At 65.5% G+C, this 10929-nt stretch carries 10 protein-coding genes; 6 read left to right on the forward strand and 4 right to left on the reverse strand.

The genetic code is table 11. The features are described 5' to 3' along the window. The 3 genes from AAGI46_12205 to AAGI46_12215 all read left to right on the forward strand — a co-directional run. On the forward strand, nucleotides 1–470 hold a 470-nt coding region (locus AAGI46_12205; GenBank protein ID MEM1012969.1), incomplete at its 5' end, for a LuxR C-terminal-related transcriptional regulator. A gap of 37 nt (nucleotides 471–507) precedes the next feature. After that, a complete protein-coding gene (locus tag AAGI46_12210; protein MEM1012970.1) occupies nucleotides 508–3735 on the forward strand; it encodes an amidohydrolase family protein in 3228 nt (1075 codons plus the stop codon). A gap of 51 nt (nucleotides 3736–3786) precedes the next feature. Beyond that, nucleotides 3787–5169 carry an amidohydrolase family protein gene (locus tag AAGI46_12215; protein MEM1012971.1) on the forward strand — a complete coding sequence of 461 codons (1383 nt, stop codon included), beginning with the start codon at nucleotides 3787–3789 and terminating at the stop codon, nucleotides 5167–5169. Between the two features lies 1 nt (nucleotide 5170). Here the strand turns inward: AAGI46_12215 and AAGI46_12220 are convergent, their stop codons facing one another. Beyond that, nucleotides 5171–5623 carry a LuxR C-terminal-related transcriptional regulator gene (locus AAGI46_12220; protein MEM1012972.1) on the reverse strand — a complete coding sequence of 151 codons (453 nt, stop codon included), beginning with the start codon at nucleotides 5621–5623 and terminating at the stop codon, nucleotides 5171–5173. 67 nt (nucleotides 5624–5690) lie between these two features. On the opposite strand from AAGI46_12220, the gene AAGI46_12225 reads away from it, so the two are divergent. After that, on the forward strand, nucleotides 5691–6704 hold the full coding sequence (locus tag AAGI46_12225; GenBank protein MEM1012973.1) for a DUF481 domain-containing protein: 1014 nt from the start codon (nucleotides 5691–5693) through the stop codon (nucleotides 6702–6704). Here the strand turns inward: AAGI46_12225 and AAGI46_12230 are convergent. Continuing rightward, the gene (locus tag AAGI46_12230) at nucleotides 6692–7087 is read right to left on the reverse strand and encodes an MTH1187 family thiamine-binding protein (protein ID MEM1012974.1); all 396 of its coding nucleotides are present in this window, start codon (nucleotides 7085–7087) and stop codon (nucleotides 6692–6694) included. The genes AAGI46_12225 and AAGI46_12230 overlap by 13 nt on opposite strands. A gap of 54 nt (nucleotides 7088–7141) precedes the next feature. Between AAGI46_12230 and pyrE the strand changes: the two genes are divergently transcribed. After that, on the forward strand, nucleotides 7142–7681 hold the full coding sequence (pyrE, locus tag AAGI46_12235) for an orotate phosphoribosyltransferase (GenBank protein MEM1012975.1): 540 nt from the start codon (nucleotides 7142–7144) through the stop codon (nucleotides 7679–7681). Here the strand turns inward: pyrE and AAGI46_12240 are convergent, their stop codons facing one another. Then, on the reverse strand, nucleotides 7682–8722 hold the full coding sequence (locus AAGI46_12240; protein MEM1012976.1) for an ARMT1-like domain-containing protein: 1041 nt from the start codon (nucleotides 8720–8722) through the stop codon (nucleotides 7682–7684). Between the two features lie 55 nt (nucleotides 8723–8777). Between AAGI46_12240 and AAGI46_12245 the strand changes: the two genes are divergently transcribed. Beyond that, nucleotides 8778–10241, forward strand: a complete 1464-nt coding sequence (locus AAGI46_12245; protein MEM1012977.1) for a hypothetical protein — start codon at nucleotides 8778–8780, stop codon at nucleotides 10239–10241. 10 nt (nucleotides 10242–10251) lie between these two features. On the opposite strand, the gene AAGI46_12250 is transcribed toward AAGI46_12245, so the two are convergent. Beyond that, a partial coding sequence (locus tag AAGI46_12250; protein ID MEM1012978.1) for a hypothetical protein occupies nucleotides 10252–10929 on the reverse strand: 678 nt, incomplete at its 5' end.

The raw sequence follows: 10929 nt of genomic DNA on the forward strand, positions 1-10929 counted from the left end.
CGTCGACGACACTGCGTCGCGACGGGCCGCCGCTTGTGATCGGACGGGGCGACGAGCCCCATGCCCGCACGCGGGACGTGCTCCGTCAGACAGCGACACGGGCCGTTGATGGTTCGATGACGATTTCGGACGAGCACGACGATGTGCTCGCCGCGACGAGGCTCGGCAGCGTGGTCGCCGTCGTTGCGGTTTCGAGAGACATCGCTCATGCACCGCTGCTCGCAGCCGGCATCTGTTCGCTCGCGTCGCTGGTCCCTCGAACGAAAGCAACGCGGGATGCTTCGTCAGACCTGCCCGCGTCGTATCGCAAGGTGCTGGACCTCCTGCTGGAGGGCCATCGCGAGCGCGACGTCGCCGAGCGGCTGGGCATGTCCGTCCACGCCGTCCACGGCCGGGTCCGCCGCATCTACAGGCGATTCGATGTGACGAGTCGGCCGAAGCTGATCGCCAAGATTCGCCGGTCCGAGTGACTCGCGACGGCCGCGTCCGATCGGTAGGCTGCGGATGATGCTCCGCCTGCTCCTGGCTGTCGTTCTGGCTTCGACCGCTGCCGTCCTCGCACAGCCGACAAGCCTGGCCCCGCCCGGCGGCCTGCGCGAGAATCAGCCAGACACCTTCGCCCTGACCAATGCCAAGGTCGTCGTGCGTCCGGGCGAGACGCTCGACGGTGCGACGATCGTCATTCGGGATGGCCGAATCGTGTCCGTCGGCGAAGATGCTCCTCCCGATGCCACGACCATCGACCTTGCCGGCCACACGATTTACGCCGGCTTCATCAACGCCTATTCCGAGGCGGACGCCTCGGGTTTTGACGAAGACAGCTACACCGGCCACTGGAACGACCGCGTCCATCCACACCTCGACGCGACCGACTTTGACGTCGACGCCGAACACGTCCGCACAGCCGGCTTCGTCGCCCAGGCCGTGTCGTCCAATCGCGGCATCTTCCGCGGCACCGTGGCCCTGCGTGCGACGAGCGACGAGGGCCGGGTCATCACGCACGACCTGGGCCGATCGCTCAAGCTGACGGTCGAGCGTCAGCCGTGGGGGCGAGCGGCGAAATACCCACGTTCGCCGATGGGCGCGGTCGCTTTGGCGCGTCAGACGATGTACGACGCCCAGTGGTATCGCGATGCCGGCCGGGCCATTGCCGACGATCCCACGCTCGGCCCGATCGATGCGCAGCCCGCGCTCGCCGCGTTGCAGCCCGTGATCGACGGCGAGCTGCCGCTGTGGGTCGTGTGCGACGACGAGCTGTTCGTCCTTCGGGCGGACCGATTCGCGGACGAGTTCGACGTCGACGCTGTCGTTATTGCCAGTGGCGATGAGTTTCGGCGGGCGGATCTCGTTTCTGAGAGCGGCCGGACGATGATCGTGCCGGTGAACTTTCCAAAGGCCCCGGACGTCACCAGCCCGGCCAAGGCGAACGCGGTCGATCTGCAGACGCTGATGACCTGGGACCTGTCGCCCAGCAACCCGAAGTACCTCCACGATCGCGGCCTCGATCTCGCCTTCACGACACACGGCCTCGACGACCATGGCGACTTCCTGCCCAACGTCCGCCGCGCCATCGTCCGCGGCCTGCCCGAAGACGCAGCCGTCGCGATGCTCACCACCAACGCCGCGACGCTCGCCGGTGCGGCTGACCAACTCGGCACGATCGAGCCCGGCAAGCTCGCGAGCCTGACGATCCTCAGCAGCAACCTCGCCGCCGACGAGGCCGAGGTCGTTGAGGTCTGGATCGAGGGTCATCGTCACGAGTTTGACCCGGCCCCGACTGGCGACCTCGTCGGCACGTGGGACATGGGTGGCCAGTCGCTGACCCTCACCGACACCGGCGGCCAGCTCGGCGACGTCGACCTGAAGAACGTCACCCGCTCACCCGACGGCGTCACCTTCACGCTCGACGCCACAACCTTCGACCAAACCGGCGTCGCGTCCGTCTCGCTCACACTCGTCGACGACCAACTCCGCGGCACCGTCGCCCTCCCCGACGGCATGCGTCAGCCGCTCACCGCAACCAAAACCACCGACGCCGAGGCGGAAGCCTCGGGTTCCGACACACCCGAAGTCGACACGCTCCCCGTCCTCACCGACGCCCCTCGGAAGGAAGCCACCGACGGCGTCCCGACCGAACTCCAGACGACCGACGACCAAACTGGCACCGCAAGCACCCCCGAAGCGAGCCCCGAGCGTGAGCGAGGGGTTCTGGAGGTGACCCCGACGACGCGACCCACCACCAACCCCTCACTCACGGTCGGGGCTCGCGTTGATGACCGACCGCTGTTCGAGCCCAACTTCCCGCTTGGGGCTTACGGGACCGAATCGTCCGTTCCAGAGACAGCCCGATCCCGGATCTTCGCACACAACTGCACTGTCTGGTCTCTCGTCGAAGAGCGACCCATAGAAGGCTCGATTCGCTTTGAAAACGGCAAAGTCGAAGGCGTCTACAAGGGCTTAACGCAATCAATCGGCGGCGTCACTGCCGACGAGAAGGCCGTCGTGATCTCCGGCAAAGACGGCGGCAAGCACATCACCCCTGGCCTGATTGATGCCCACTCCCACATCGCCACCGACGGCGGCATCAACGAAGGAACCCAAGCCGTCACGTGCGAAGTCCGCATCGGCGACTTCATCGATCCCGACGACATCTCCATCTACCGCCAACTCGCCGGCGGCGTGACGTCGGCCCTCGTGCTCCACGGCAGTGCCAACCCGATCGGCGGTCAGGCACAGACCATCAAGTTCCGCTGGGGCCAGGGCCCCGAAGCGCTCAAGTTCGACGGGGCCAAGCCGGCCGTGAAGTGGGCACTCGGTGAGAACGTCAAACAGGCCAACTGGGGCGATCGCTTCACGACGCGCTACCCGCAGACGCGCATGGGTGTGCAGGAAATCTTCGCCGACTCGCTCCGCGCCGGCCTCGCGTACAAGCAGGCCCGGGCCGACTTCGAGGAGAACGGCGGCCTTCCTGTTCGACGCGACCTCGAACTCGACGCCGTCGTCGAGATGCTCGACGGCGACCGCATCATCCACTGCCACAGCTACCGCAGCGACGAGATCCTCGCGACGATGCGGACGCTGGAGCAGTTCGGCGTCCGCATGAACACTTTTCAGCACATCCTTGAAGGCTACAAGGTGGCCCCCGAAATGGCCGAGCACGGCGCGATGGCCAGTGCGTTCAGCGACTGGTGGGCGTACAAGTTCGAGGTCTACGACGCGATCCCTTACGCCGGCAGCATCATGCACGACGCGGGCATCGTCGTGACGTTCAACAGCGACGACGCCGAGCTGGCTACGCGGCTCAACACCGAGGCCGCCAAGGCCGTCAAGTACGGCGGCGTGAGCGAGGTCGAGGCGCTCAAGTTCGTCACACTCAACGCCGCCATCCAGCTCGGCATCGACGATCGCGTCGGCTCACTCGAGCCCGGCAAAGACGCAGACTTCGTCGTCTGGTCCGGCCACCCGCTCGACAGCACGAGCGTCGTCGAGCAGACGTGGATCGACGGCGTCAAAGTCTTCGATCGCGAAGAGCACAACGCGGCCATGCAACGCAACGCCGAGATGAAGGCCGCTCTCATCCAGAAGGTCCTCGCCAGCGGCAAGCCCGTCGCCGAGCCGGGCGAGAACGAGCCACGCCCCGGAGCCCTCTGGCCACGCCACGACGAGTTCTGCCACGGCCATGGTCACGACCACGGGCATGGCGACTCGGGTCACGACCACGGACACGATCACTAGCTTCGCGGGTCGTGGTTCAGCACGACATCCGTTCCTTTGCGACAACACTCGATGATCAAGCCTTTTTCCATCATCCTTGCGCTCCTGCTCGTCACGTCGTGCCTTCATGCGAACGACCAGGTCCCGGGCGAACTTGAAGACTTCATCATCGGTGGCGCGACCATCCACCTCGCTGATGGAGAGACCATTGAGCGTGGGTCCATAGAGGTTCGCGGTGGTGTCATCGTCGCGATCCACGAGGGCCGCTTCGAAGTCGCTGTGGGCGACGGCATTTCAATCATCACGTTGAAGGACGGTCATCACGTCTACCCCGGCATGATCGACAGCGCTACGACGATCGGCATGGTCGAGATCGGTGCCGTCCGCGCAACACGCGACGTCGCCGAAGCCGGTGGCGGCGACGCGCTGAACCCCAACGCCCAGGCACGCCTGACATACAACGTCGACTCCGAACTCATCCCGACGATCCGAGCCAACGGCGTCCTCCTGACGCACATCCATCCCACCGGCGGACTCGTTTCAGGGCAGTCGGCGGTCATGCAGCTCGACGGCTGGACCTACGAGGACGCAACCGTCCGTCCGGCGGTCGGCATGCTCGTCAACTGGCCGTCGATGCTCCCGCAGACCGCATGGTGGGTCGAGGAGTCCGCCGAGGAGCAGATGGAAGAACGTGATGAGCGGATCGGCAAGCTCGAAGACTTTTTCGATCGGGCCGCGTCGTACAAGAAAGCACTCGACGCCGCGACGCCAGTCGCGGATGCGGGCGAAGAGTCGGATCCAGAGTCCGCGACTGGCGTCGCGGCGTCCGACTTCGACATTCGCTACGACGCACTCGTTCCCGTCCTCGACGGGACGCTGCCGGTGCTGATCACCGCTCAAGAAGCCAGCCAGATCGAGGCGGCAGTCGCGTTTGCCAAGCGTCGCGGCCTTCGCATGATCCTCGTCGGTGGCGCTGAGGCGGACGTCGTCGCCGAACTTCTGGCGGAGAACGACATCCCAGTCATCATCACCGGCGTGCACCGACTTCCGCGCGGGCGCGATGCGGACGTCGACCAGCCCGGCAAGCTCGCGTCGCGGCTTCGCGATGCCGGGGTGACGTTCGCGATCTCCTCCTCCGGCGGACGCGGTTCGAGCTGGCCGATGCTCAGCCGCAACCTGCCCTACCACGCCGCCGAAGCCGTCGCCCATGGGCTGACGCGTGCCGAGGCCGTCGCTGCCATCACGTCGTCTCCGGCTGAGATTCTCGGCATCGCCGACACGCACGGCACTCTCGAAGTCGGCAAGTCGGCCACGCTCTTCGTCAGCACCGGCGACATCCTCGACGTCCGAAGCAACGTCACACACGCCTGGATCGACGGGCGACGCGTCGACCTGTCGAGCAAGCACACGGAGCTCCGCGACAAGTACCGCAAACGGCTCGGCGACGCGGAATGAGCTACGCGTCGTCGCTGATGAACCTTGCCAGCAGCTCGCCGCGACTGGCGACGTCGAAGGTCTTGTAGAGCAGCTTCACGTGGTCGTGGACCGTGTGCGGGCTGATGCCGAGATGCCTCGCGACTTCCTTCTCGGAGTCGCCGGCGAGCAGGCGGTCGAGCACCTCGCGTGGCCTGGGCGTGAGGGTTGCCTTGAGTTGTCGCACTTCATTGGCCGACGGCGAGAGGATCGATCGGCCCGTCTTGAGTTCAACGGGCTGGACGACGGGATCGCGCGACAGGGCATTCAGGTACTGGCCGACCCGTCGGTAGAAATCGGCGACGAGCTGTCGACGCTCCTTTCGCCGCGAAGGCGACGTGGCCGCTGGTTCAGTGTCGCCAAGCCGGTCCGCAAACTCTGCCTCGGCAGCGGCGATGGCTGCGGGAACGAGCTTGTGCTTGCGGGCGACGTCCACGACGTCGGCATCGTAACGACTTGTCGACCGACGTTGACACACGCGGGTTCGTCCCGATGATCCGGCTATGAAATTCTGGCTGTTGACGCTCGGATGCGTCGTCGTACTCGCCGATGGAGTGTCGGCCCAACTCCCCACCCCTGCCACCCCTGCCACCCCCGCCGCCCCCTCAGACGAGCTCGTCATCGAGCTCGACAGCGGCACACGCCTTCGCGGCGTCGTCGTGAACGAGACCGAAGAGCGACTGGTCTTCGATGCCGACGGCCTCGGCGAGGTGACGATCGATCCCGCAACAGTCGCCAAGCGACTGCCCGACAGTGCTCCGATCCGCCCGAAGCCCAGCAAAGCCGACTTCGGCCCGGCACCGGGGTTGTTCGGGACAGGCATTCTGCGTGGCTTCAATAAAAGCGTTTCGCTCGGCATCAGCGGTCGCGAGGCCGACACGAGCGACCTCAACGTCAACGCCTCTGCCGAGGCTGACTTCAACGGCGACGACCGACGCTGGGTCTTCCGCTCGGCCTACTTCTTCGGCACCAGCGACGGCGAGCGGTCGCAGGACGAGGCTTTTGCAAACCTGCGCCGCGACTGGAAGTTGCCCGGCCGGCCGCCGTTTCTGTTCGCCGAGGGTCGCGGGCAGTACGACGACTTCCAGGACTGGCAGGCACGCATCGGCGGGTTCGCGGGCGTCGGCTACGCGTTCGCCGGACCGGACAGCGCGCAGTCAGGCGGTTGGCCGACCATCGAGAACGACCAGCTCACTCTGCTCGGCCGCGTCGGTGCCGGCGGCAGCTACGAGTTCGGCACCATCAACGAGTTCGCCCCCGAAGCCCTCATCGCCGGTGAGGTCGAGTACAAGTTCGACGACGGCAAGTCCTTCCGCATTGTCAACACCATCTTCCCCGACCTTGACGACACCGGCGAGTTCCGCAACACGACCGAAGCCTCGCTCAAGGTCGTCATCGACCACGGCCTCGGCCTCAACCTGAAAGTCGGCGCGTTCAACGAATACCTCAGCGAGACCGAAGGCGACACGTCGCACAACTCGCTGTCGTACTTCCTGAACCTCGTCTACGACTTCTGATCGGCGCCATCGTCGCTGACAAGTCGCATCCAGGACTCGGGCTGGCCGGGGGGTGGCGGAGGTGCAGGCGTTTCGGGTGCGTCGTCGGGACGGTCCAGCTTGTCTCGGACGCTGCGGACTTTCGACTCGATGCCGCCGACGCGGCCGCGGCGGAAGTCGGTTTTGATGACGCACATGATCCGATCGCTGTCGGCCTCAAGCTCCTCGTGGCACTGGCGGATCAGCTCGAAGACCTCGTCGACCTCGCCCTCGATGACGGTGCCGAGCGGGCCGAGCTCGTGGTCGAGGCCGCTGGCTTCGATCAGGCGGACGACGCGAGCGACGTAGGGCGAGACGCTCTGGCCCTGGTCCATTGGCCAGATCGAGACTTCCGCGAGCAGCATGAGCCAACCTAGGCACGGCGGGCGGGATCGACCGAATCGGGATAGGCTCCCTGCGTGAATCGGGATCAGCTCATCGACGCGATCAAACGCACCAGCGTCCTGCACGGCAGCTTCACCCTGCGCAGCGGTCGGACCAGCAGCTACTACGTCGACAAGTACAAGTTTGCGACCAAGCCCGACATCCTGCGCGAGGTCGGCATCCTCATGGCGGCGCAGGCGATCGAGACGGAGGCCGACGTCATCGCCGGGGCGGAGTTGGGCGGCGTGCCGCTGGCGGCCAGTGCATCGCTCGCAGGCGACAAGCCGTACGTCCTCATCCGCAACAGCAAGAAGGACTACGGCACGAGCAAGCAGCTCGAAGGCGACCTCGAAGAAGGCAACCGCGTCCTGCTTGTCGAAGACGTTCTCACCACTGGCGGCCAAGTGCTTGAGGCGGCCAAGGTCCTCAAGGACGCCGGAGCGATTGTCACGCGGATCGTGGCCGTCATCGACCGGCTCGAGGGCGCTCGCGAGAACATCGAGGCGGCCGGGTTCGAGATGAAGAGCCTCGTCACGACCAAGGACCTCGGCGTCAGCGTCGACGCCTCGTCGTGATCAGCAGTGGTCCGGTGCCGGGACGAAGCGGCAAACGCAGTCGTACAACTCGCCGCCGATGGAGCGGGCGATCGATTCGTCCTTGAGCATTGCGAGATTAAGCCGATCGCACGTGAGGTCCGCGTCGAAGTTGCTCTCGACGCCGCGGCCCATGCCTTCGAGCACGACGAGGTCCGCACCGCTCGCCGCATCGTTGAGCTCTTGGCTGACGGCAGACAGGTCGATCAATGGGTCGCCCGTGCCTGTCGAGACGATCTCGACAGGCAAGTCGCGGACGACGCTCGGCAGGCGCGGCCAGAGCTCACGAATCTCCGCAGCTGTCATGTCGTTCAGGCTCGGCTCCTCGTTGGCGGCGAGGACGACGGTGCTGCCTGGCGTGCTGGCGAGCCAGACGAACGGCAGGACGCCCAGCACAAAGTCGCTGCCGGCGTTGTCCGCGAAGAAGACCGTCTTCTTCGGCGGCGTCGCGTTGACCTTGTTGGCGAAGGCGTCGAGGTCGTCGAAGAGCCACGGCCGCGGCTTGAGCTTGCCGCGGGTCTGCAGGAAGTCGGGCGAGCTGTCCTTGAACTGCCCCGCCGTTGCCTTGGCACCCATGTCGAAGATGTTGCCGGCAAAGACGCCCTCGATGGCGAGTCGGACCGGGTCGTCGCTGGCCTCGATCTCCGCAATGACCTGCTCCAAGAGCGGCAGCATCTTGTCGTTCTCGCGTCGCTTCTGGTCGACGAAGGCATCGTCGAAGCCGTGGCGTCGCAGCGCGTCGTCGCGCCAGCGGTCGAGCGTGAAGAGCGTGACGGGGCCGAAGTCGGTCGGCCTGTCGGAAAAGTCGCGCAGCTTTTGCCGAAGGTCACGTGCGACCAGTGATGCTCGGTGCTTCGCGTCGTCCGTGTCACCCTGGGCGGTCACGCCGATGCCGGTGATGGTGTCGATGTGGCTCGTGAAGAAGTCGACCCAGTACTTGCGAACGTCCGCATCGGCCACCAGATCCAACCGGCACGGCACGTACGTCGAGGGGTCGCGTAGCAGGACGAAGGGTTCGGACATCGGCGGCGAGCGTAGCGCGATGTCGCTGGTTCGTGCGCATCTGTAAACTACCGGCGTGCTGATTTGGCCGAAGCTTCGGGTGGTGGGGCCGATTGCGATCGTCACGGTCGCGGTGTCGGTGGGGTTGCCGCTGTGGATGTTCTGGCCGGGCTCGGGTCCATCGCTGGATGAGAGTGCGCAGCGCCTGCGCGACGCTGGGCTGTTCACGGATGCGGCCGAGCTTGCTGAGGCGATTCGACTGCCCGACGACGCCGACAACGCTGCGGCGCCGTTTGTCGCGGCGTTTGAGTTGCTTCCCGTTCGCGACGATCAGACTTTCGCCGGCCTCTTGAGCAGCCTTGAGGAAGCGCCCGCCTGGCGCTCCGGTGAACCGCTAGCGAAGTTGGACGCGGACGAGCTTGTCGCAGCAATCGAGCGAAGTCGTTTGGAGCAATCGGAAGTCGATGGGAACCGACGAGCCGCGCTAGCGGAGCTGGACATCAACGTCCCCAAGATGTTTGTCGAAGGGCCCGTCTCCGTCGACCCCGACGAGCTATCGCCTGCCGAGCAGTGGGCGCTGGTTCGCGTCGGGCTGGCGGAGGTGTCCGACGCGCTGGCGGTTGCTGGAACGGCCGCCGATCAACGATGGCCGGTGATGGCCAGTTTCGGTGTCGATCCGCTCGCAGCGGATTGTTTCGGTGAAGTCCCGACTCCACACCTCAACCACAGCCGTCTGCTCTCAACCTACCTCCAGCACTCCGCGCACTGTGCTGCGGTTGACGGTCGTCTTATCGAGGCCGCGCAAAGCCTGCAGGCTTTGCTGTCGCTGTATGATGCGTTGGCGGCTGCGAACATTTCACTCGTCGAGGGTCTCGTCCATGACCGAATCCGCGTCATGAGCATGAAGGCGCTGTACCGCGTGCTTCGTGACGCTCCGCCAGATGGTTGGGCTGATCCCAAAGCTACCGCTTCACTCAAGACGCTCGGAGACCGACTCGCTGACGAGCGGCCGCTGCTGGCATCGTCGTCAAACGCTTTGCGAGGGGAGCCGGTGATGCACTTCCAGCTATTCGCGAAGATGGCGACCGTTCGAGCACTCGATGGAAGCGCGTTGAATCCGAAACGCGAAGCCGAATTCGCAGCCCAAGTCCTCCTCGAAATGTTGTCCTGTGTCGAGTCGCGATCGTTACAGGCTGCAATTGGGGTCGTCGATCCGGATGATGCCTCTCGAAGCATCGAGCAAGAGAGCTTGCTCTTTGGCGGCATGATGTTTTCGTCCCTGGATCGCGTCCTGCAGAGTCGCGCTGCAGCGTTGAGCACGCATCGCATGGCACGTATCGCAATCGCATTGACGCTCTTCCACCAACAGCACGGCCACTATCCATCGGAGCTGGAAGCGCTCGTGCCAGAGTATCTCGACGCCGTCCCGCTGGATCCGCTGAACAACGCGGAGCCCTTCGGCTACGACGCCTCGGCCGGCAAGCTGACGTCGCCCGCGGGTGAACGGTGGGACGAGATCGTGTGGGACCTTCCGCAGTAGCCGTTGCTGCTCATCGCCGGCGCATGACATTCGAAGCGCGGCTCGCCTCCTGTGCTGCCGAGAGGTGGCCGGAGACGATGCGGACGACGGTGGTGCCGCGGTCGGCGTAGTCGGAGGGGAGCGAGGCGGCGACGATGTGGGCGGCGGCGAGGCCGAAGGGGCGCTCCTCGAAGTTGACGAACGGCGAGGCGGCACCGTCGGACTTGAGCGACTCCATGTCCTTGCGGTACGAGATCGCGTCGTATCCCGCGGCAGCTTGGGCGATCGGGGAGAGTCGCTCGGCGGTCGCTTTGTCGCGGATCAGCAAGACCGTCACGACGCCCGCCTCGTTCGCGAGGCCGGCCATCGTCATCAGTGCGTCGGTCGAGCCTCTGGTCGGGTTCGCATCGCCTTGGAGCAGGATGACGCGGGCTGCGTCGCGCCGGCTCATCCGCTGAAGGAGGTCGAAGGAGCCTTCGAATCCGGCGGCCAAGGCACTTCGGCCATTGTCGTGGCCGGTGTTGCTGCTTGGCAGACGATCCTCGTTCATGGACTGGAGCAGCTGGTTGAAGTTGCCGGTCAGCGGGACCATGTCGACCAGAAAGTGCAGCGGCTCGTTGCGACGCATCCGTTCCATCGCCTCACGGCAGCAGTCGACCTGCAGCTCCGGCCGGACCTCGTGCCGGTAGTAGCAGACGCCAACCCGCAC

This window comes from Planctomycetota bacterium, from assembly GCA_038746835.1.
In the GTDB taxonomy this organism is placed as follows: Bacteria; Planctomycetota; Phycisphaerae; order Tepidisphaerales; family Tepidisphaeraceae; genus JBCDKH01.